Consider the following 21,742-nt stretch of genomic DNA (forward strand, 5'->3'; position numbering starts at 1 on the left):
AATGGCAGAGAAAAAACAGTGGAAATGGGCAAATGATCCGTCGCTGAACAAAATGGAGCTGACCAAGCTGGAAAAAGACGGGCTCGATGTGATCGAGACGATCATCAACACGTACTCGAAGCAAGGATATGCGTCGATCGAGCCGTCAGACATGGATCGCTTCAAATGGGCTGGTGTGTACCAGCAGCGGCCCAAGGACGGACATTTTATGATGCGCGTGCGCATTCCAGGAGGTATTCTCAGCAGTGATCAGGCACGCACGCTGGCGAAAATCGCAGAAGACTACGGGCGCGACCTGGTGGATGTGACGACCAGGCAGGCTGTGCAATTTCACTGGCTGACCGTAGAATCGCTCGCCGACATTTTTGACCGTCTATCCGCCGTAGGGCTGTCCTCGTTTGAAGCATGCGGCGATTGTCCGCGTACCATCATGGGCAATCCACTGGCTGGAATCGACCCGCATGAAGTTCTGGACACCCGACCGATCGTAGCCGAACTGGAAAGGTTCTTTCTGTTGAATCGCGATTTCTCCAACCTGCCGCGCAAGTACAAAATGTCGATTTCAGCCAACGTCTACAATGCCGCCCATGCGCAAATCAACGACCTGGCATTTACTCCCGCAATGAAAACGATCAACGGCGAGGAAGTGATCGGCTTCCACGTCTGGGTAGGCGGAGGCTTGTCGGCCAAGCCGTACCTGGCTCACCAACTCGACGTCTTCGCGCGGCCGGAAGAAGTAGTGAAGGTCGCTGCCGGGGTTACGACGCTGTTCCGCGATTTCGGCTATCGCGAGAAGCGGACACACGCCCGGTTGAAATTTCTCGTTGCTGACTGGGGCGTGGAAAAGTTCAAGGAAGAACTGCTGAAAGTGACGGGCGAGCTGGAGACGCGTGGCCGGGACCTGTTGCGCGGCTGGAACAGCGGATACTTCTACGGCATCCACGAGCAGCGTCAAAAAGGGTATTACTACGCTGGACTGTCCGTACCGGTAGGGCGGATGAATGCAGGCGAGCTGAACGAGCTGGCACGTCTGGCAGACGAGTACGGAGACGGCACGATTGGCACCTGCAACACGCAAAATGTTTTGATTCGCAACATCCCTGCGGAAAAGGTGGAAGCGTTCCGCGCAGAACCGCTCGTCGTCAACCGCTTCCCGCTCAAGCCGAAAACATTTGTTGGCTACGCTGTCTCCTGTACTGGAACAGAGTATTGCAACCTCGCAATCGTCGAGACGAAGGAGCGCATGCGCGCACTGGCTGAGTACCTCGATGCGACGGTCGACCTGGATACGCCGCTGCGCATCCACATGGTCGGCTGCCCCAATTCCTGCGGTCAGCGGCAAATCGCCGACATCGGTTTGCAAGGGGCACTGGTCAAGACACCGGCCGGGATGGTCGAAGCGTTTGACATCCACGTCGGCGGCACGCTGGAGGACCCCCGTTTCAACCAAAAGCTGAAAGCGCGCGTCACTGTCGACAAGCTCGGACCGTTCCTGGCGCAGCTCATCACCTTTTACAAACGGGATCGGCTGGAGGGGGAGGCGTACTGGAGATATGTAGAACGGGTCGGTCTGGAGCGGATTCAGGAACAGGCAAACAGCATTTTGCAGACCGCCTAGGAACGAAACAGGAGATGAGACAGATGGCACTGGAACAGACAGAGAGTTACTTGTACAAACTGGAAGCGACGCTGGAGGACGGCAGACTGCTGACCGTGGTGGTCGTCGCCAATTCCGACGAGCGGGCATTTCGTTCTGCGGAGAACAATTTGCTGCGTCATACTGTCGTCCCGCCCAAGCTCACAGAACTGAGTCTGGTGGAAAAGAAACCGCTGGGCAGACAGGGAGTCGGCTATGTCGTGGAAACATCCCGCTTTTGAGCTTCGGTCAAACCCGTTGCTCCTGACCCATATCGGGAATGACGCCCGTCTCATATACTGTGGCGAAGAACTGCATTGCCGCACAATGTCCCGTATTGTGCATGTTCGAAAAAGCGGTCGAAGCAGCTCTCTTGGCTTGATCCACGCCTCTGTCGCGAACAAGCCGTACGCCTTGCTGCAGATTGCATGATGGAAGGTCGTGGTTGTTAGTGCTTTGGAGTTATGTCGCGATCGCGATTGCATTGTTTTTTGCAATGAATATCGGAGCGAGCGGGACGGCTGCGACGATGGGAGCGGCATACGGCAGCGGAGCAGTCAAAAACAAGCTGGTCGCGATGCTGCTGGTCGCCGTAGCAGCTTTCCTCGGGGCGGTCATCGGAGGCGGCGAGGTGGTCAAAACGATCAGCGGCGGAATCATCTCGTCGGGCCTGATGGTCGGGGAGGTTGTCGTGATCGTCCTCGCCGCTGCCACCCTGACGCTGTTTGGGGCAAACCTGATGGGCATTCCGCTTTCCACCAGCGAAGTGACCGTCGGTTCTATCGTCGGCGTCGGTCTGGCCTACCAGTCGGTCTACGTGACGAATTTGCTGGTAATCATGTCATTCTGGCTTCTAGTCCCGCTTGCAGCCTTTGCGTGCGCATTCGTTCTGGGAAAGCTGGTCAAACGGATCGACCGGCGTTGGCCCGATTTGCAGAGGCCGGGCTCGCGCGGGGAACGGTGGCTTTGCTGGCTGTTGGTGGCATGCGGTGTCTATGAGGCGTTTTCCGCAGGGATGAACAACGTCGCCAATGCGGTCGGTCCCCTGGTAGGGGCCGGCATGATGACGGCAAGCGATGGCGTTTGGCTGGGCGGGCTGGCAGTGGCTGCCGGATGCCTGCTGTTGGGTGGCAAGGTGCTGGAGACGAATGGCAAGAAGATCACCTCGATGTCCTTGCTGCAAGGAAGCGTGGTGTCTGCCACCGGCGGCAGCCTGGTGATCGCCGCTTCCCTGTTCGGAATTCCGGTCCCGCTTACGCAAGCGACGACCTGCGCCATCCTCGGAGTGGGAACGGCGGAAAAAGGTTTCCGGCTGTGGCAAAAAGGAATCATCAAGCAGATTGCCATGGTCTGGATCGTCTCTCCGGTGTCATCGCTGGTCGTGTCGTTTGGTCTCGTGCATCTTTTTTTGTTGGGCGACATGTACATCTTGATCGCACTCGCGAGTGTCTTTGTCGCCACCCTGGGATCAGTCGTGCTCGTTCGACTGATCCGCAGAGAGAACAGTTCGATAAATGACCAAGGAGGGGGCATATGAGCAAGTTGCGTTACGCTACGGCAACCGCAGAAGAGCTGGCAGCAATCAATCGGGAACTTGCCAGGGGCGATACCGTCGACGTGATCAAATGGGCGTATGGGACATTTGGGGATGAACTCATCTACTCCTGCAGTTTCGGCGTCGAAGGCATCGTCCTGATCGACCTGATCAGCGGGGTGAAAAAGGATGCGCGCGTCACGTTTTTGGACACCAACCTTCATTTTGCCGAGACGTACGACTTGATCGAGCGCGTCCGCGAGCGCTATCCCGATCTGCGCCTGACGATCAAGCAGCCGGATTTGACGCTGGCGGAACAGGCCGCGATCCATGGCGACAAGCTGTGGGCCAGCCAGCCTGACCTGTGCTGCCAGCTTCGCAAGGTCGAGCCGCTCGACAGTGCGCTAAAGGGAGCGGCAGCATGGATGTCCGGGCTGCGCAGAGAGCAGTCGCCGACCCGGGCGCACGTACAGTTTGTCAACCGTGACGAGCGATTTCAGTCGTTGAAGATTTGCCCGCTGATCCATTGGAAGTGGGATGAGGTCTGGCAGTATGTTCGCATGTTTGACCTGCCCTACAACCCGTTGCACGACCAAAGCTACCCGAGCATTGGCTGCGCCCCTTGCACCAGACCGGTAGCAGCAGGAGAAGATTCCCGTGCAGGCAGATGGGCGAATCTCGGCAAGACTGAATGTGGGTTGCACGTTCCCAAGTGAGCTTTGTCTGGATCACATAATAGCTGCTTGAAAGAAAAGCAGAGTACGTACTGGGATGAGGAGTGGGAGAAATGAGTGGAAGCATTCCGCACGGCGGAACCTTGGTAAATCGTTACGATCCGCACAGCGATTTGTCACAGGCTGTGCATAGCGTAGAACTGGACGCTTTCGCCCTGTCCGATCTGGAGCTGATCGCAATCGGCGGCTACAGTCCGATCACAGGATTTCTCGATCGTCGCGACTATGAATCTGTCGTCGAGCGGATGAGGCTGGCTGACGGGCATGTGTGGAGCATCCCGATCACCTTGCCCGTCTCGCAGGAGGCGGCTGCGCCGTTGCAGACTGGCGACCTGGTACGACTGACGTACCAGGGAACGGTCTACGGCGTGCTTGAGCTGACCGACATGTATCAGCCGGACAAACAGAAGGAAGCCCGTCTGGTGTATGGCACAGATGACCGCAATCATCCTGGCGTGAAAAGGCTTTTGGAGCGTCCGCCCGTTTATCTCGGCGGTCCGGTTACGCTCGTCAAGCGGACGGACAAGGGTGTCTTTTCCGAACATTGCTACGATCCGGCGCAGACACGGAAGCTCTTTGCCGAAAAAGGCTGGAATACGATCGTCGGCTTTCAGACCCGCAACCCTGTCCATCGTGCCCATGAGTATATCCAAAAGGCGGCATTGGAAATCGTCGACGGACTCTTCCTCAACCCGCTCGTCGGCGAGACGAAAGCGGACGACATTCCGGCGACGGTGCGGATGGAAAGCTACCGGGTGCTGCTGTCCCGCTACTATCCTGCCGGCCGGGTGCAGTTGGCGGTTTTTCCGGCTGCAATGCGCTACGCCGGTCCGCGTGAAGCGATTTTCCACGCCTTGGTCAGAAAAAACTACGGCTGCACGCATTTTATCGTAGGACGCGACCATGCAGGAGTGGGCAATTACTATGGCACCTATGACGCGCAGCACATCTTCCGCAACTTTACGGCAGAAGAGCTGGGCATTACCCCTCTCTTTTTTGAAAACAGCTTTTATTGCAAGGCGTGCGGCAATATGGCCTCCAGCAAAACATGCCCGCATGACGCCGCTCATCATGTCGCGCTGTCCGGCACGAAGGTACGGGAGATGCTCGCCCGAGGGGAAGCGCCGCCGCCTGAATTCAGCCGCAAGGAAGTGGCAGATGTGCTGATCGCCGGGCTGCAAGCTCAGGTGAGCCGCTGAGCAGGCATGAGAGAAAAGGGGGAAGTGCGCATGGCAAACGAGTTGACAGAAAATATCGTCTGGCATCACACGACGATCAGCAAGACGGACCGCCAGCAGCGGCTGGGGCATAAAAGCTGTGTTGTCTGGTTTACCGGATTGTCGGGGGCGGGCAAGTCGACATTGGCCAATGCGGTCGAACAAAAACTGCATCAGCGCGGGATCCACAGCTACGTGCTGGACGGAGACAACATCCGGCACGGACTGAACCGAGGTCTCGGCTTTGACCCGGAAGACAGAAAGGAAAATATCCGCAGAATCGGCGAGGTCGCCAAGTTGTTCGTCGATGCGGGCGTAATCACCTTGACTGCCTTTATCTCTCCTTTTCGCGAGGACAGGGAGCTGGCGCGCAGCCTGGTCGAAGCTGGCGAGTTTGTCGAGGTGTATGTCAAATGTCCGCTGGAGGAGTGTGAACGGCGCGACCCCAAGGGGCTGTACCGGAAAGCAAGAAGTGGCGAGATCGGCGACTTTACCGGAATTTCGTCGCCGTATGAAGAACCGGTCGCACCGGAGCTGGTCATCGAGAGCGCGGAGCAATCCGTGGAACAATCGGCGGAGATCATTTTGAGCTATTTGCAGGAAAGAGGGATTATTCCGCTTCCTGTACCCCATCCATTACACAAATCGTAGTAGTCCATGGGCAGGTCCCTGAGCGATAATTCAGGGAACGGCCCATTTTTCTTTGCCATGGGATTCATAATTCTGGTAAAAAGAAGAAGAGCGGATTAGAGAGTGGAGGGCTTGGACATGGGATTGATCCACATCACAAAACAGAATATCGAAACCGAACACATCTGTTGTGCATTGGGGGCAAAACAGTACGAGCACGCGGTACATGAAAAGAAAAAATGGCTGACAGCCCGCATGGAGGAGGGACTCGTCTTCCAGCGCCTGGACGAGAGGGCAAAAGTATTTATCGAATACATCCCGGCCGAGATGGCATGGGTCCCTCTTCACGCGCCCAACTATATGTACATCAACTGCTTGTGGGTCTCTGGCAAATACAAAGAGAACGGATATGCCAGGCAACTGCTGCATGCTTGCAAGGAAGATGCTGCAAATCGTGGCATGGATGGAATCGTACATATCGTAGGGAACAAAAAGTACCCCTATTTAAGTGACAGGCAATTTTTTGCACATATGGGCTTTGAAGTCGTCGACGAGGCACCGCCCTATTTTCAGCTAGTAGCCTGGAAGTGGAACGAACGTGCAGCGCAGCCCTCTTTTCGAAAACTGACCAAGGCAGCGCACGCAGAAGAGGGCATCACCATCTACTACACGGCTCAGTGTCCATTTGCGGTCGGGGTGTTGGACGAGCTAAGGAAGATAGCGGAGAATCGGCAGGTCCCGTTCCAGGCGCATCGGATCACCACGAAGGAAGAAGCGCAAAGCGGGCCGCTGATCTGGACGACATTTGGCTTGTTCTACAATGGCGAATTCATCACGCACGAGATCGTAAGCCCGAACAAATTGGACAAGCTGCTTGCCACATTGTTGTCGAACTAGCGAAAAGACGAATAGGGTGGCCCGGAGGCGGAATTTTGTTTAAAGTGACTAAACAATTTGGCTGTTTACACCCATGCCGGGTTTTCATGTTATATAATGTGAGAAGATACAGATTTTTTTCGCAGAATGTTAGGAAAAGGAGAAAGGGAATTTATGCACAGAATCGGCGTTGTCGGTCCAGCTCCGTCAGTCCAGCGGATCTTGGAAGTCTCCAGGGAATTCCGGCACGAGATTGAATTTGTTTCGTTTCCGTACGAAGAAGCCAAGGAAGTCAGGGAGATCGTAACCAGACACAAAGCGGAAGTAAACGGCTGGTTCTTCTCAGGGCCGATCCCGTATTCCATGGCCAAAGACGTGCTGGAGGATGGCGCCAATTTCATCTATTGCCCGTACACCGGAGCGAGCTTTTACAAGTCGCTGCTGGAAATCTCGTATGACAACAAGCTCCTGGAGATGGAATTTTCGGTCGATATGACCCACTCCACGGAAATGGAAGAACTGCTGCATGAACTCGGACTTTCTCTGTCCGGGATGCATTTGCAGACCTTCGATGAAAACTACAGCAGGCATGAACTGGTCGAATTTCACCTCCGGCTGTGGCGGGAGGGCAGGACAAAAGGTGCGCTGACCTGTTTGAATTCGGTGTTTCAGGCACTGAAACAAGAGGGAGTCCCGGTATACCGGATCAGCATCACCAAAATGGAGATTCGGCAAACGATGAAACTTTTGATCGAGAAAGTGCGCAGCATGTACTTCAAAGGTTCGCAAATCGGGGTGGAAATTCTGGAAGTCGAGAGTTTGAGCCAGGCGACGAGACATTCGTCTGGCAGGTACCGCCGCTTGCACCTGGAGCTCAAGATCAAGGAACTGCTGCTCTTGCATTGCGAAAAAATCGCGGGCACGCTGATGGACAACGGCGATGGCAGCTACCACATCTTCAGTTCACGAAGCGCGATTCAAGGCGGTTTCCAGACGCTTCTCGATACCGTCCAGCAGCTTTCACTGGAAATGGACGTTCCGGTAGCAGTCGGGATCGGCTACGGCGTGACGGCTTTTTCCGCCGAAATCCATGCCCGCCAGGCGATTCGCCATGCCAAAGAAAACAATGGGGGCAAGATCGTCGTCGTCGAGGATGATGGTACGATTCGCGAATATCCCGAGCAGCCATATGAGCCGCTGGAGCACAGCCGAACGGATGATGACCTGCTGCGGGTACAATTGGCCAAGGCGCATATCAGCGTCAAGTCTTATCACAAAATAAAAGCCCTCGTTGCCCGCATGAACTGGGACGGGTTTACGACGGCGGATCTCGCCTCTCATCTGTCGATGACGGTGCGCAACGCACAGCGTATCATGGGCAGCTTGTGCGAGGCGAATTTGGCGGAGATCAAGGGAGAAGACCTCTGTTCCGTGCGCGGCAGGCCCCGAAAAATTTATCGCTTGCTGTAATGACCCCTGTTTATGTCCGAAATAGTGTTAGATAAGCTGACAATTCTGCTTGAAAATATCAATAGAAACAAATATACTTTATTTAACGAAAACTTCGTTATTTATTCTTTTAATAATGGGGGTCAGCATGGGACAAAACGCAAAAATGACAAATCAACTTCCACAAATCGAACAAAAAGGCATTTTGCGATGGATTGAAAAAGTAGGCAACAAGCTCCCGCATCCATTTATGCTGTTTGTGTATTTGTGCATCGTCGTCATTCTCGTATCGTATTTTCTAAATGGTACGTCTGTCATCCATCCCGGAAACGGAGAGACGATTGCCGTCAAAAACCTGCTCAGCGCAGAAGGCATTCACTGGATGTTGTCCGATGCCATCAAAAACTTCACAAGTTTCCCAGCTTTGGGTTTGGTATTGGCAATGATCCTCGGGATTGGTCTGGCTGAGAGAGTAGGGTTGATTGAGACTGTGTTGCGCCGGATGATGGCGAATGTTCCAAAAAGATTGTTAAGTGTGACAGTTGTATTTGTCGGAGTATTGGGAAATATTGCATCCGATGCTGCCTTCATTATCATTCCTCCGCTCGGAGCTCTGATCTTCATGGCAGCCGGGCGTCATCCGCTTGCCGGTTTTGCTGCTGCGATGGCAGGGGTAGGCTGCGGCTTTACCGCCAACCTGCTGATTGCCGGTACAGATGCCTTGCTTTCCGGGATTACGACAGAAGTAGCGAAGACGATTGATCCGAACATCGTCGTATCGCCGGTTGACAACTGGTTTTTCATGTCCGCTTCCGTATTTGTCCTGGCGCTGATCGGGGCCTGGATCACGGACAAGATCGTAGAGCCGCGCCTTGGTGTATATGAAGGAAAAGGCGATTCACAGACTGTCACTGCAATGACAGACGCAGAGAAAAAAGGTCTGAAAGCCGCTGGTATTGCGGGTGCTATTTACGTAGCCATCATTGCCTTCATGGTTGTTCCGGAAGGTGGACTGCTCCGCAACCCGGAAACAGGAGCAATTCTGTCTTCGCCGTTTATGAAAGGGATTATCCCGATCATTCTGCTTTTCTTCATCACAGTAGCGGTAGCGTACGGGCTGCGCACCGGGAAAATCAAAGGCCAGGCAGACGTGCCGCGGCTGATGGGTGAATCGATCAAAGAAATGTCTGGTTTTATCGTGCTTGTCTTTGTCATTGCCCAGTTTATTGCGTATTTCAACTGGAGCAATCTGGGCATCATCCTCGCTGTCCAAGGGGCAGAGTTTTTGGAAAGTATCAATTTGACAGGCTTCTCTGTCGTCATCGGATTTTCTCTGGTGGCACTTGTCGGCAGTATGTTCATCGCCAGCGGATCTGCGCTGTGGGCACTGCTCGCTCCGGTTTTCGTACCGATGCTGATGCTGCTTGATTTCCACCCGGCATTCATTCAGGTTGCGTACCGTGTCGCGGATTCGGCGACCAATACGATTACGCCGACCAACCCGTACCTGCCGATGATGCTGGCGTTTTACCAGCAGTACAAAAAGGATTCCGGATTGGGTACCATCATGTCCACGATGCTTCCGTACACGATTGCTTTCTACCTGGTCTGGATTCTGATGATGGTCGTTTGGCATTACTTCGGTCTGCCAATCGGACCGGGCGTATACAGTCAATAAGATTACTTGGGGAGATGATTTGCTGTGGATATCGTTTCGCTGCGACGTGATTTTCACAAACATCCGGAGGTTGGCTTCACTGAATTTCGCACCGCCTCCAAGGTGGTACAAATCCTGACTTCGCTGGGATATGACGTGATCTATGGAAAGGACGCGCTGGACGGCGATTCCCGTCGCGGATTGCCGAGCGAGGACCAACTGCAGGCTGCCTACGAACGTGCATTGCGCGACGGGGCTGATCCTGCCATCCTGGAGAAAATGAAGGGCGGCTATACAGCAGTGATCGGGGTATTGAAAGGAAAAGCAGAGGGTCCGACGACAGCCTTTCGCTTTGATATGGACGCGCTGCCGATCCTGGAGAGCACCGATGCGGATCACTTCCCGCAGTCATCGGGTTTTCGTTCGATCTATGAAGGAAACATGCACGCCTGCGCGCATGACGCACATACGGCGATCGGCTTGGGTGTGGCGGCAAAGCTGGCAGACCGGGATTTTGCCGGTACCGTAAAGCTGTTGTTCCAGCCAGCGGAAGAAGGGGTGCGCGGCGCGTATGCTGTCGTGCAAAAAGGGATGGTCGACGATGTGGATGCGATCTACTGCTTCCACCTCGGTACCAATGTTCCGTTGGGAGAAGTACACGGCGGCTCTGCCGGATTCCTCGCCAGCACGAAAATGGCTGCTCATTTCTACGGAGTCTCCTCTCATGCGGGAGCCTCACCGGAGCAAGGTCGCAATGCCTTGCTCGGCGCAGCTACTGCGTTGCTGAACATCCATGCGATCCCGCGCTTCAGCACCGGATCTACGCGGATCAACGTCGGCGTGCTGGAAGGCGGAACTGCAGCCAACATCATTCCGGCATACGCCAAGCTGGTCGTAGAGACCCGCTCCGTATCCGAAGAAGTCAATGAAGAACTGGAACGCCGCGTACGCAACATTATTGCCCACAGTGCCGAGATGCACGAGCTGCAGCACGAGGTAGAAGTGATTGGCGGAGCCATCACGATCTCCTGCGACCAGGAACTGGTCGAAGCAGCGCTGGAAGAAGCGCGCAAGGTGGAGGGCTTCCATACCTTCAAAACGATCGAGTCCAGCTCGCTTGGCAGCGAAGACGCCAGCTTCCTGCTGCGCCGCGTCCAGGAACGCGGTGGAAAAGGAACCTACATGATCATCGGGACGGACATTCCGGCTCCACACCACAATCCCAAATTCGACATTCAGGAAGAAGTGCTGCCACGCGCCGTGGAGCTGTTGGAGCGCATTGCCAGAAGACCGGCCAGATAAGGTCGCAGAATGTACGAAGAGGGGGAGTTAGCGTGGATTATCGTCAGGTCCTGTCAGCGATCATTGAGGAAAAAAAGGATCTTTTGGTATCAGTCAGCGATTCAATCTGGGACTTCGCGGAGACGCGTTTTGAAGAATTCAAGTCCGCGGAACTTTTGTGCAAAACATTGGAAGACGAAGGCTTTGTCGTCGAACGCGGTGCTGGCGGAATCAAGACGGCATTTGTTGGCAGCTTTGGCAGCGGCAAACCGGTCATCGGGATTTTGGGCGAATTCGATGCCTTGTCCGGCTTGAGCCAGCAAAAAGGCGTTGCCGAGCAGCTTCCTGTCGTTGCGGGCGGAAACGGTCACGGCTGTGGCCACAACTTGCTCGGAACCGGTTCGTTGGCGGCGGCGATTGCCGTCAAGCAGTACATGGAGAAGCACCAGCTCCCGGGTACGGTTCGCTATTACGGATGTCCGGGCGAGGAAGGCGGCTCGGGGAAAACCTTCATGGCTCGCGAAGGGTTGTTCGATGACCTCGACTTCGCGCTGTGCTGGCATCCGATGGACTACAACGCGATTATGGCGGTCAGCACGCTGGCCAACTACCAGGTGTACTTCAAGTTCAAAGGCAAAAGCTCGCATGCAGCCGCCAGTCCCCATCTGGGCCGCAGTGCGCTGGATGCCGTGGAACTGATGAATATCGGCGTCAATTATTTGCGTGAACACATCATCCAGGAAGCGAGAATCCATTACGCGATCACCAATTCGGGCGGGCTGTCCCCGAACGTCGTCCAGGCGAACGCCGAAGTGCTGTACCTCGTACGGGCGCCGGAAGTGTCGCAGGTACAAGAAATTTACGAACGGGTATGCGACATTGCCAAAGGCGCAGCGTTGATGACTGGTACCGAAGTGGAGATCGTCTTTGACAAGGCGTGCTCCAACCTGGTGCCGAATACTGTGCTGGAAAACGTGATGTACCGCAATTACGTCGAGCTCGGCATTCCCTCGCATGACGAGCAGGAGCTGGAGCTGGCCAGGCGCGTTCGCGCGACGTTGAGCGCACAGGAGATCGACAGCGTCCGCCGGATGAATCCGGAGCTGATGGGAAAAGACCTGGCTGATCGCCTCAATCCGTATACCGGAACGCTTCCGCTGTACGGATCTACGGACGTAGGGGATGTCAGTTGGATTACCCCTACCGCACAATGCACGACAGCCTGCTTCGTTCTCGGCTCACCGGCCCACTCCTGGCAATGGGTAACGCTCGGCGCTACCTCGATCGCGCACAAGGGCATGCTGCACGCAGGAAAAGTCATGGCGGCAACAGCCGTTGACATGCTGCTGAACCCTGAGCTGATCGAGCAGGCCAAAGCAGAACTGCGCCAGCGCGTCGGCGAAAAAGGGTACGTTTGCCCGATTCCTGATGGCGTCGTCCCTTCTGCGAAAAAATAAAGAGATGATACGATCCAACCAGCCTGATGCACGCACGTCGTGATGTCAGGCTGGTTTTTTGTACCCAAAAACAGGAGTACAAAGATACATAAATGAACATGTCGGGACATTCATTAATAGCAAGGATGTTTTTACTCCAATACGAACAGGAGGTAAAGATGTGATGAGCATTTCGCAACTTCAGGAACAGTTTCGCGAAGCAGTGCCAGCGCTGAAGCCGAAAGAAGCGATCGATGAGGCCAACCGCTGTCTCTACTGCTATGATGCGCCCTGTATCAAGGCTTGTCCTACCTCGATAGACATACCCTCCTTTATCAAGAAAATTGCGACAGGCAATCTGCTCGGATCGGCACGGACAATCATGGAGGCAAATCCGGTAGGGGCAAGCTGTGCGCGTGTCTGTCCCACCGAGGAGCTGTGCGAAGGTGCCTGTGTACTAAATCACGACTCCGGCTCACGTGCCATTATGATCGGTTTGCTGCAGCGCCACGCCACGGACTGGGCGATGCAAAACAACGTCTCCCTGTTCACCCGAGGTACGGCAACCGGCAATCGCGTGGCCATCGTCGGCTCTGGCCCGGCTGGCTTGTCCGCTGCCCGTGAACTGGCGAGAATGGGGCATCAGGTGACAGTCTATGAAGCGAAGGAAAAGGCAGGCGGACTCAACACGTATGGGATCGTTTCCTTCCGGTTGCCGCAGGATGTCTCCCTGTGGGAGGTCGAACAGGTCGCTTCGCTGGGCGTACAGTTTTGCACCGGCGTCAAGGTAGGCGTAGACGTGCAGCCGGATGAGCTGCTGGCCCAATACGACGCCGTGCTGCTGGCGTGCGGGATGGGGCAGGTGCCATCGCTCGGAATCGAGGGCGAGGAGCTGGAAGGGGTATTGGATGCGATTTCTTTTGTGGAGGAGACGAAGACAAAGCCGCTCGACGAACGGATGGTGGGCAAAAAAGTAGCGGTGATCGGCGCGGGTAACACGGCGATCGACGCTGCGACCTGTTCGGTCCGCCTGGGAGCGGCGCAAGTGCAAATTTTGTATCGGCGGACCGCCAAGGAGATGACCTGTTATCCGTTTGAGTATGAATTTGCCAAGCAGGATGGCGTAGAGTTCCGCTGGCTCGTGGCACCGACGCGGATTCTTGGCGAGAACGGTCGCGTCACAGGGCTGGAGCTGGTGCGCATGGAGCTCGCAGGCGAACCGGATGCAAAGGGGCGGAAAAAGCCGGTGCCGATTCCGGGGAGCGAGTTTTCCATTGAGGTCGATTACGTCGTCAAGGCGATTGGACAAAGCCGGCTCGTTCCGCTGATTGAATCATTTGGCCTGGCGCACCGCCACGGAGTGGTGCAGGTCGAGGACGGAACATTCCAAACCTCCAACCCGCGCGTCTTTGCCGCAGGCGACGTCGTCTTTGGCGGTGGCAAGACAGACGCGATGGTCGTCGATGCAGCGAATCAGGGGAAGCGGGCAGCGCAGGCGATCCATCAGGTGCTGGTTGGCTGAGCGCGCGTTTTTCGAGGAACAGGACGCCACATTTTTCGGATGTGGCGATGGAATGACGCAAAAAGGAGGAGAGTACAATGGCGGACCTTCGCATCAATTTGGCAGGGATCAAATCCCCCAATCCGTTTTGGCTGGCTTCCGCGCCGCCGACCAACTCCGGCTACCAGGTGCAGCGCGCATTTGAAGCCGGGTGGGGAGGCGCTGTGTGGAAGACGCTGGGAGAACCGATTATCAACGTCACTTCCCGTTTTGCCGGTCTGCATCTGGGCGGGCAGCGCGTGGTCGGGTTCAACAATATCGAGCTGATTACCGACAAGCCGCTGGAAGTGAACTTGCGGGAAATGGACGAGACGAAAAAACGCTTTCCCCACCACACCTTGATCGCGTCGCTGATGGTGGAGCACAAGCGGGAAGCGTGGCATGAAATCGTCAAACAGGTCGAGGCGGTCGGCGTAGACGGGCTGGAGCTGAACTTCGGCTGTCCGCACGGGATGGCAGAGCGGGGAATGGGATCTGCGGTAGGCCAGCATCCAGACCTGATCCGCCAGCAGGTAGAGTGGGTAAAAGAAGTGGCACAGACGCCAGTCATTGTGAAGCTGACCCCGAATATCACCGACATTCGCTTCACCGCACGCGCTGCGGCACAAGGAGGAGCGGACGCAATCAGCATGATCAACACGATCAACAGCTTGATGGGCGTCGATCTCGATACGTGGCTGCCGATTCCCCATGTAGACGGCAAAGGGGCGCATGGCGGCTACTGCGGTCCGGCAGTCAAGCCGATTGCCTTGAACATGGTGGCGGAATGTGCGCGCGACCCGCAGGTAGGCATCCCGATCTCCGGCATCGGCGGCATTTCCAACTGGCGGGATACGGTCGAGTTTTTGCTGATGGGCGCGACTGGCGTACAAGTATGTACCGCTGCGATGCACCACGGATTTCGCATCGTCGAGGACATGATCGATGGACTGAACAACTACCTCGACCAGCGCGGGATCAGCTCGGTAATGGAGCTCGTGGGCAAGTCGGTTCCCACTTATTCTGACTGGGGCAACCTGAACCTCCATTACAAAGTGGTAGCGCGGATCAACGAAGAGATTTGCATCACGTGCAACAAATGCCATATCGCCTGCGAAGATACGTCGCACCAGTGCATCGACCGCGTATGCGATGCCGAGACAGGCAAGGAAAAACTGATCGTGCGCGAGGAAGACTGTGTCGGCTGCAACCTCTGTTCCATCGTCTGTCCGGTGGAAGGGGCGATCGACATGGTGGAAATCAGAAGCAACAAACCTCCGCTCAGTTGGAATCAGCGGCAAGCGGCATTGGCATCGGGCGGCAGTGTGGAGACTGGCGGAGCACACTAGGCGTCTTTGCCGGACAGACAAGAAATGTTCAGAAGGAGGAAACGAGTGTGAAAAAATGGATTCGTGGCGGCACTGTGGTCACCGCCGCCGACACCTACCAGGCTGATGTACTGGTCGAAGGGGAAAAGGTCGTCGCCATTGGCAATGACCTGCAAGTCGGGCAAGCGGAAGTGATCGACGCGACAGGTTTGTATCTTCTGCCGGGAGGAATCGATCCGCATACGCATCTCGCCATGCCATTCGGCGGCACTGTCACCTCTGACGACTTTTTCACGGGCACCAAGGCGGCTGCCTTTGGCGGAACGACTACGATCGTCGACTTTTGCCTGACACAAAAAGGGCAGTCCTTGCAAGAGGCGATCGCGACCTGGCACGAAAAGGCAAACGGTAAAGCGGTCGTCGACTACGGTTTTCACCTGATGATCGCAGACGCCAACGACCAGGTGCTGGAAGAGCTTGCGACCGTGATCGATCAGGAGGGCATCACCTCGCTGAAGGTGTTCATGGCGTACAAAAACGTATTGATGGCAGATGACGAGACGCTGTTCAAAACCTTGATCCGCGCCAAAGAGCTCGGGGCTCTCGTCCAGGTGCACGCAGAAAACGGGGACGTGATTGACTATTTGACCAACAAGGCGCTGCGCGAAGGAAATACCGACCCGATCTATCACGCCTATACCCGTCCGCCGGAAGCGGAAGGAGAAGCGACTGGCAGAGCGATCGCACTGACCGCGCTGGCTGATGCGCAGTTGTACGTGGTGCATGTCTCGTGCGCCGATGCGGTGCGCCGGATCGCCGAAGCGCGGGAAAAAGGCTGGAATATTTACGGCGAGACTTGCCCGCAGTATCTCGTGCTGGATATTACCGATCTGGACCGTCCCGATTTTGAAGGTGCGAAGTACGTCTGGTCCCCGCCTCTGCGCGAGAAATGGCATCAGGACGTCCTGTGGAGCGCGTTGAAAAACGGCATCTTGCAGACGGTCGGCTCCGATCACTGCCCGTTCAACTTTTCCGGGCAAAAAGAGCTGGGCCGCGGCAATTTCACCAAGATTCCAAATGGTGGCCCGATCATCGAAGACCGCCTGACACTGCTCTATTCGGAAGGGGTACGACAAGGAAAGATCAGCCTCAACCAGTTCGTCGACATCAGCTCGACCAAGGTAGCCAAATTGTTCGGAATGTTCCCGCAAAAAGGGACGATCGCCGTCGGTTCCGATGCCGACATCGTGCTGTTTGATCCGGCAGCCGAGCGCACCATTTCCGCGAAGACACATCATATGAACGTCGACTACAATCCGTTCGAAGGGATGCAGGTACACGGCGAGGTAGTATCTGTCCTGTCGCGTGGCGCGTTCGTCGTGCGGGAGAAAGAGTTCGTCGGGCAGGCCGGAAATGGGCGCTATTTGAAACGAGCCACATTCGCCAGACCGTAGCGGAATCGTGGCAGAAAAGGGGGAGTGCAGATGGCAAGCAAAGTCAAAATCGGGCTGATCCAGGCAAAAAATGATGTGCATGGCGATAAGCCGGTACACGTCCACAAGGAAAAGGCGATTGAAAAGCATATCAAAATGGTACAGGAAGCTGCCTCACAGGGCGCGCAAATCATCTGCCTGCAGGAGATTTTTTACGGACCGTACTTTTGCGCAGAGCAAAATACGAAGTGGTATGAAGCGGCCGAAGAAATCCCGAATGGCCCGACCATCCAGCTGTTCCGCGGGCTGGCGCGAGAGCTGGGCACGGTGCTGATCGTCCCGATCTACGAGCGAGTCGGCATCGGCACCTATTACAACACGGCCGCCGTCATCGATGCGGACGGCTCGTATCTCGGCAAGTACCGCAAGCAGCACATCCCTCATGTCGGGGTCGGGGAGAGCGGCTGCGGCTTCTGGGAAAAATACTACTTCAAGCCGGGAAATCTCGGGTATCCTGTATTTGACACCGCCTTCGCCAAGGTCGGGGTGTACATCTGCTACGACCGCCATTTTCCTGAGGGAGCAAGGCTGCTCGGGCTAAACGGCGCGGAGATCGTCTTCAACCCGTCCGCCACGGTTGCCGGTCTCTCCGAGTATTTGTGGAAGCTGGAACAGCCGGCGCACGCCGTCGCCAACGGCTACTACGTCGCAGCGATCAATCGCGTCGGAGTGGAAGCGCCGTGGAATATGGGGGAATTTTACGGACAGTCGTACATCGTCGATCCGCGTGGCCAGTTTGTGACCGTCGGCAGCCGCGACAAGGACGAAGTGATCATCGGGGAGATCGACAAAAACAAAATTCACGAGGTCCGGGACACCTGGCAGTTCTATCGCGACCGCCGACCGGAAACGTACGAAGACATGGTCAAACTGCTGCCGTAAACGACGGCGGGAGAAGGTGCTGCGGCGCCTTCTTTTTTTGTTCACAGGGAAGCAATAAATCCGATTGAATTGTATTCAACCTGGTTGATCCCCTCCTTTCGCCTGGGCTATAATAATACTGGAAAGAAATGAGAAGGGGATGTTTCACATCGAGCTGTCCGAGATTGGAAAACGAATCAGAAAAGCGAGATTGAGCCGCGGCTTTACCCAGCAGGAGCTTGCCGACCGCTGCGGCGTGACCAAAAGCCTCCTGTCCAAGATCGAGAACGGACAAACGGCGTCTGCTGTCGCCACCTTGTCCAAGATCGCGGAGCATTTGCAAACCCCGCTGGCCTGGTTTCTGGAAGAAAATCGGGATGAGCATCTCGTCTTGTCTCCCCACAAGCAGCGTACGACAAAGATGGGCAGCAAGGAGATGGGCTACCTGTATGAAACATTGGCAAATCGCTCCCGCTTCAGCAAAATCGAGCCGATACTCGTTACCGTCCCGCCGGATATGACGTACACCGAGCCGTATACGCATCCCGAGGAGGAGTTCATCTACATCGTCAGCGGAGCGATCATCCTGCTGTATGACGGGGAACGCTACGTGATGGAAGAGGGAGATACGGCCTATTTTTCGGGAGCCAAGCCGCATATTTTTTTGCCGTACCAAGAGACGGAGGCGAAAGTCTTAAGCGTCTTCATTCAACCGGCGAATGAACGATAGAAACAACAGGATAGAAGAGTGGAAGAAAACCAGTCGCATGTAAACGATGACTGGTTTTTTCTTTGCAAATTTTTTAAATTCTTCATATTTACAAACAAAGAGGCGTATAGTAGTATAAAACCATTCAACTAAGTTGAATGAAAGGAAACACACGCTGTCGGGAGGTGAGTCTTCGCGACTGATTGAAAGCGTTTTAATGCAAAGCAGTGGTAAAGACATTGGCACATGAGAAAAAGAGAGATCAAATCCAGATAGAGTAGGAGAAATCAGAATGGCTACAACACGAATTTCCGGTTTTTATCGACTGTCACCCGAGGAAAGGCTCGAATTGATTGCGCAAGCACGGAACTTGAATGGCGAAGAAAAACAGATTCTCTCCGGCGCACAGCCTTTTTCCATCCGTTCCGCCGACGCCATGATCGAAAATGTAATCGGTGTCATTTCGATACCGCTCGGGGTTGCTGTCAATTTCAAAATCAATGGCGTCGACCGCTTCATCCCGATGGCGACCGAAGAGCCGTCTGTCGTCGCGGCTGCCAGCAACGCTGCACGCACGGCGTACGATCTGGGTGGTTTTCACACATCGTTGAGCGGTTCCATCATGCGGGGGCAGATACAGATCGTCGACTTGCCTGATCCGTACGGGGCACAGGCGCGCATTTACGAACACAAGCAGGAAATTTTGGACCGCTGCAATGCCAAGGACCCGACTCTCGTCTCGCTCGGTGGAGGCGCGATCGATGTCGAGGTGCATGTCATCGAGCGGGCAAAAGAACCGATGGTCGTGCTGCATCTATTGGTCGACACGCGCGACGCGATGGGGGCGAATGCGGTAAATACGATGGCAGAAGCGGTAGCGCCATACATCGAGGAAATAACGGGGGGACGCGTAGTGCTTCGGATTATTTCCAACCTGGCTGACCGTCGCCTCGTTCGCGCCAGAGCTGTCTTCTCCGCAGAAGAGCTGGGCGGCAGCGAAGTCGTGGCCAACATCGTACGCGCTTATGAATTCGCCGAGTGCGATCCGTATCGCGCGACCACACACAATAAAGGGATTATGAATGGCATCAGCGCAGTCGTACTGGCGACAGGCAACGATACGCGCGCTGTAGAGGCAGGGGCTCATGCGTACGCCTCTGTGTCCGGCCGCTATCGCTCGCTGACGCGCTGGGAACTGAACCAGGACGGCAACCTGGTGGGCAGCCTGGAGCTTCCCATGGCAGTAGGGATTGTCGGGGGAGCGACCAAGTCTCATCCTACCGCCCGGCTCGCGTTGAAAGTCATGGATGTCCAGTCAGCAGAAGAGCTGGCAGCTTGCATCGCCGCTGTCGGATTGGCGCAAAATCTGGCAGCGCTGCGTGCCCTGGCGACTGACGGAATTCAAAAGGGACATATGGCCCTGCACGCCCGCAACCTGGCAGTGATGGCAGGAGCGACGGATGAGCAGATCGATCTGGTCGTGAAGATGGCGATCGCAGCAAAAGATGTCCGCTATGACAAGATTTTGGAGTTGACCAAACAATTGCAAACGGGGGATGTCCATGGAGACGGAAGTGACAAGCAAGGATAGACAGACCGAGAAAGCGCCAAAAGAGTATTTGGAGGTGCTGGGGGACACGGTTGTTCCCTCCAGCCTGCTTCTCTCCGTCGTGATTAGTGTGACCTGCACGATTGGCGGATTCTTTTTGGGCCAGGCGATTTTCCCCAGCCTGGCGGAAGCCAAAATGGTAAACTCGTACTCGCTTTTACTGGGCATCGGGGGAAGTGTGCTCGCCCTGATCGTATGCGCGCGCCTGTTCAAGCCGAGCCGCCAGTTGAAGGAAGAGCAGACGAGTGCGGAAAATTTGCACGCGATCATGGATGATCTGCAAATCGACGCAAAGACAGAGTACGAGCTGATTGTGAATGACCCTGTGACGCGCAAAGAGATGGAGGAACTTGGCATTCTGGAAACATTCAAGCGAAGCGGGGAGCGTGAAGGCAAATGAGCGTGTTGATGATTTCGATCTTGCTTGCGCTGTTGGGCGCATTGATTTTCACCCTGATCGGTCTGATTTCAGGGACCGATGAAACCGCTATCATGGTACCTTTTACCTTGCTGGTCATTTTGCTCGGCGCACCGCCTGAAGCCGTCCTGTCGTTCTTCATGGCTGCCGTGCTGGCCAAGCATTTGACCCACGCGATCCCGACAGCCCTCATGGGGATTCCGGGCGATACGACGGCCGTTCCGCTGGTGGACCACGCCTCCACGCTGCGCCGCCTCGGAGTGCCGCATGTCGCTTTGCGCAAAATGCTGTCCGGCGGCTTGCTGGGAGCTTTTATCGCGCTGCCTGTGGCAGTCTTGTTCGGGCAATTTCTCGGCCAGTTCGCCGACTTTTTCAAATCGGCCTCCGGTTTGATCTTTACGCTCGCGGCTGTGTTGATCGCCTATTTTTCAAAAGGGAAATGGGTAAGCATCGCCATGATTATCCCCTTTGCCTTCTTTATCAAAAGTCTGGACACGTTCAGCTTTCAGATGGTGGACAAGCACTTGAGCATCAGCTTTTTTCTCGGGATCGCCATCGGGCCGATGTTCTACGACCTGTTGCTCTCGCTGTCTGCGAGCGGCAGAAAAAATCTGGTCCGGCGCGGTCCCAATGAATATCATCTGGCACCGGAGATGAACGCGTGGAAAGGGTTTTTCCCGAATCCGTTCCGAGTCCTGACCAGACGGCAGGTGGCGCATACGTCCGCTACCTCGTTTATCTCCTCACTCACTTTTGCATTCAGTCCGGTGGGGATGACATCCTTGATGGGCGAGATCGTCGGTTCGCGCAACAAGGGCACGTACAAAAAATCGACCTCCAGCCTTGCTGCGATGAACGGCGTGACGGAGTCGACCTACATTGCCGAAGCGATCATTCCGCTTTTGGCGTTCGGGATTCCGCTTTCTCCGGTGGCTCTGGGGCCGGCTGCAGCCCTGTTCAACGCGCCGCCCGTATTTACCAGTGACCCGGTGAACAACCTGCACAACATGCTGAGCGCCTGGGACTTCTTCTTCTACGGGCTGATCGGTCTTGTGGTGGCTTCTTTGATCGCGTATCCGTTTGCCATGAACTACGCTCGGACGGCGACAGTGTTTGTGATGAAGTACATCAGCCAGGAAGCGATTGTCGGAATGTTTGTCGGGCTTGCCTGCCTGCTTGCCTTTTATGAGGCGCAGTTGGTCGGTGTGATGCTGGCGTTGACGATGGCTGCCGTAGGTGGACTGCTCAACCGCGTGCTGGGTGTCGGAGCTGGTGTCCAGTTTATGATTTTCTACGGTTCTTCCTATATGATGATGAAACTGGTGGGGGCGTAA

At 55.4% G+C, this 21,742-nt stretch carries 19 protein-coding genes; all 19 read left to right on the top strand.

Features of this window, described 5'->3' with window-relative positions; all coding sequences use genetic code 11:
- The first annotated feature begins 1 nt into the window (after position 1).
- The 19 genes from ACAF76_RS09555 to ACAF76_RS09645 all read left to right on the top strand — a co-directional run bounded on the left by ACAF76_RS09555 (position 2) and on the right by ACAF76_RS09645 (position 21,742).
- Entirely contained in the window at positions 2-1,618 is a 1,617-nt protein-coding gene (locus tag ACAF76_RS09555) for a nitrite/sulfite reductase (RefSeq protein WP_421617700.1), read from the top strand.
- Between the two features lie 23 nt (positions 1,619-1,641).
- Positions 1,642-1,878 carry a DUF3906 family protein gene (locus ACAF76_RS09560; RefSeq protein ID WP_421617701.1) on the top strand — a complete coding sequence of 79 codons (237 nt, stop codon included), beginning with the start codon at positions 1,642-1,644 and terminating at the stop codon, positions 1,876-1,878.
- A gap of 209 nt (positions 1,879-2,087) precedes the next feature.
- Positions 2,088-3,173, top strand: a complete 1,086-nt coding sequence (locus ACAF76_RS09565) for an inorganic phosphate transporter (RefSeq protein WP_421617903.1) — start codon at positions 2,088-2,090, stop codon at positions 3,171-3,173.
- Entirely contained in the window at positions 3,170-3,886 is a 717-nt protein-coding gene (locus ACAF76_RS09570) for a phosphoadenylyl-sulfate reductase (RefSeq protein WP_421617702.1), read from the top strand. The genes ACAF76_RS09565 and ACAF76_RS09570 overlap by 4 nt, the downstream gene beginning before the upstream one ends.
- A gap of 71 nt (positions 3,887-3,957) precedes the next feature.
- Complete coding sequence (sat, locus tag ACAF76_RS09575; protein ID WP_421617703.1) at positions 3,958-5,103, top strand: sulfate adenylyltransferase; 1,146 nt, start codon at positions 3,958-3,960, stop codon at positions 5,101-5,103.
- 30 nt (positions 5,104-5,133) lie between these two features.
- The gene (cysC, locus tag ACAF76_RS09580; protein ID WP_421617704.1) at positions 5,134-5,772 is read left to right on the top strand and encodes an adenylyl-sulfate kinase; all 639 of its coding nucleotides are present in this window, start codon (positions 5,134-5,136) and stop codon (positions 5,770-5,772) included.
- A 117-nt stretch (positions 5,773-5,889) separates the two neighbouring features.
- Positions 5,890-6,648 carry a GNAT family N-acetyltransferase gene (locus tag ACAF76_RS09585; protein WP_421617705.1) on the top strand — a complete coding sequence of 253 codons (759 nt, stop codon included), beginning with the start codon at positions 5,890-5,892 and terminating at the stop codon, positions 6,646-6,648.
- Positions 6,649-6,801: 153 nt separating this feature from the next.
- Complete coding sequence (locus ACAF76_RS09590; protein WP_421617706.1) at positions 6,802-8,097, top strand: hypothetical protein; 1,296 nt, start codon at positions 6,802-6,804, stop codon at positions 8,095-8,097.
- A gap of 127 nt (positions 8,098-8,224) precedes the next feature.
- On the top strand, positions 8,225-9,754 hold the full coding sequence (locus ACAF76_RS09595; protein WP_421617707.1) for an AbgT family transporter: 1,530 nt from the start codon (positions 8,225-8,227) through the stop codon (positions 9,752-9,754).
- A 24-nt stretch (positions 9,755-9,778) separates the two neighbouring features.
- Positions 9,779-11,035, top strand: coding sequence for an amidohydrolase (locus tag ACAF76_RS09600; protein WP_421617708.1), 1,257 nt, complete (start codon positions 9,779-9,781; stop codon positions 11,033-11,035).
- Between the two features lie 32 nt (positions 11,036-11,067).
- Complete coding sequence (locus ACAF76_RS09605; protein WP_421617709.1) at positions 11,068-12,471, top strand: M20 family metallopeptidase; 1,404 nt, start codon at positions 11,068-11,070, stop codon at positions 12,469-12,471.
- 163 nt (positions 12,472-12,634) lie between these two features.
- Complete coding sequence (locus ACAF76_RS09610) at positions 12,635-13,972, top strand: NAD(P)-dependent oxidoreductase (RefSeq protein WP_421617710.1); 1,338 nt, start codon at positions 12,635-12,637, stop codon at positions 13,970-13,972.
- 77 nt (positions 13,973-14,049) lie between these two features.
- Positions 14,050-15,339: an NAD-dependent dihydropyrimidine dehydrogenase subunit PreA gene (gene preA / locus ACAF76_RS09615; RefSeq protein ID WP_421617711.1), complete on the top strand. Its 1,290-nt coding sequence runs from the start codon at positions 14,050-14,052 to the stop codon at positions 15,337-15,339.
- 47 nt (positions 15,340-15,386) lie between these two features.
- Entirely contained in the window at positions 15,387-16,772 is a 1,386-nt protein-coding gene (gene hydA / locus ACAF76_RS09620; RefSeq protein ID WP_421617712.1) for a dihydropyrimidinase, read from the top strand.
- Between the two features lie 30 nt (positions 16,773-16,802).
- Entirely contained in the window at positions 16,803-17,693 is an 891-nt protein-coding gene (locus tag ACAF76_RS09625) for a nitrilase-related carbon-nitrogen hydrolase (protein ID WP_421617713.1), read from the top strand.
- 139 nt (positions 17,694-17,832) lie between these two features.
- Positions 17,833-18,402: a helix-turn-helix domain-containing protein gene (locus ACAF76_RS09630; RefSeq protein ID WP_421617714.1), complete on the top strand. Its 570-nt coding sequence runs from the start codon at positions 17,833-17,835 to the stop codon at positions 18,400-18,402.
- 271 nt (positions 18,403-18,673) lie between these two features.
- The gene (locus ACAF76_RS09635) at positions 18,674-19,972 is read left to right on the top strand and encodes a hydroxymethylglutaryl-CoA reductase, degradative (protein WP_421617715.1); all 1,299 of its coding nucleotides are present in this window, start codon (positions 18,674-18,676) and stop codon (positions 19,970-19,972) included.
- Positions 19,956-20,390 carry a hypothetical protein gene (locus ACAF76_RS09640; protein ID WP_421617716.1) on the top strand — a complete coding sequence of 145 codons (435 nt, stop codon included), beginning with the start codon at positions 19,956-19,958 and terminating at the stop codon, positions 20,388-20,390. The genes ACAF76_RS09635 and ACAF76_RS09640 overlap by 17 nt, the downstream gene beginning before the upstream one ends.
- Positions 20,387-21,742: a tripartite tricarboxylate transporter permease gene (locus ACAF76_RS09645; protein ID WP_421617717.1), complete on the top strand. Its 1,356-nt coding sequence runs from the start codon at positions 20,387-20,389 to the stop codon at positions 21,740-21,742. The genes ACAF76_RS09640 and ACAF76_RS09645 overlap by 4 nt, the downstream gene beginning before the upstream one ends.

The sequence above is a fragment of the Brevibacillus sp. TJ4 genome, assembly GCF_044627595.2.
Lineage (GTDB): Bacteria > Bacillota > Bacilli > Brevibacillales > Brevibacillaceae > Brevibacillus.

Excerpts from the sequence above, each read along its gene's own strand:
- ACAF76_RS09555 (WP_421617700.1), top strand. The coding sequence starts at position 2 with ATGGCAGAGAAAAAACAGTGGAAATGGGCAAATGATCCGTCGCTGAAC.
- ACAF76_RS09560 (WP_421617701.1), top strand. The coding sequence starts at position 1,642 with ATGGCACTGGAACAGACAGAGAGTTACTTGTACAAACTGGAAGCGACG.
- ACAF76_RS09570 (WP_421617702.1), top strand. The coding sequence starts at position 3,170 with ATGAGCAAGTTGCGTTACGCTACGGCAACCGCAGAAGAGCTGGCAGCA.
- sat (WP_421617703.1), top strand. The coding sequence starts at position 3,958 with ATGAGTGGAAGCATTCCGCACGGCGGAACCTTGGTAAATCGTTACGAT.
- cysC (WP_421617704.1), top strand. The coding sequence starts at position 5,134 with ATGGCAAACGAGTTGACAGAAAATATCGTCTGGCATCACACGACGATC.
- ACAF76_RS09585 (WP_421617705.1), top strand. The coding sequence starts at position 5,890 with ATGGGATTGATCCACATCACAAAACAGAATATCGAAACCGAACACATC.
- ACAF76_RS09590 (WP_421617706.1), top strand. The coding sequence starts at position 6,802 with ATGCACAGAATCGGCGTTGTCGGTCCAGCTCCGTCAGTCCAGCGGATC.
- ACAF76_RS09595 (WP_421617707.1), top strand. The coding sequence starts at position 8,225 with ATGGGACAAAACGCAAAAATGACAAATCAACTTCCACAAATCGAACAA.
- ACAF76_RS09610 (WP_421617710.1), top strand. The coding sequence starts at position 12,635 with ATGAGCATTTCGCAACTTCAGGAACAGTTTCGCGAAGCAGTGCCAGCG.
- preA (WP_421617711.1), top strand. The coding sequence starts at position 14,050 with ATGGCGGACCTTCGCATCAATTTGGCAGGGATCAAATCCCCCAATCCG.
- ACAF76_RS09625 (WP_421617713.1), top strand. The coding sequence starts at position 16,803 with ATGGCAAGCAAAGTCAAAATCGGGCTGATCCAGGCAAAAAATGATGTG.
- ACAF76_RS09630 (WP_421617714.1), top strand. The coding sequence starts at position 17,833 with ATGTTTCACATCGAGCTGTCCGAGATTGGAAAACGAATCAGAAAAGCG.
- ACAF76_RS09635 (WP_421617715.1), top strand. The coding sequence starts at position 18,674 with ATGGCTACAACACGAATTTCCGGTTTTTATCGACTGTCACCCGAGGAA.
- ACAF76_RS09645 (WP_421617717.1), top strand. The coding sequence starts at position 20,387 with ATGAGCGTGTTGATGATTTCGATCTTGCTTGCGCTGTTGGGCGCATTG.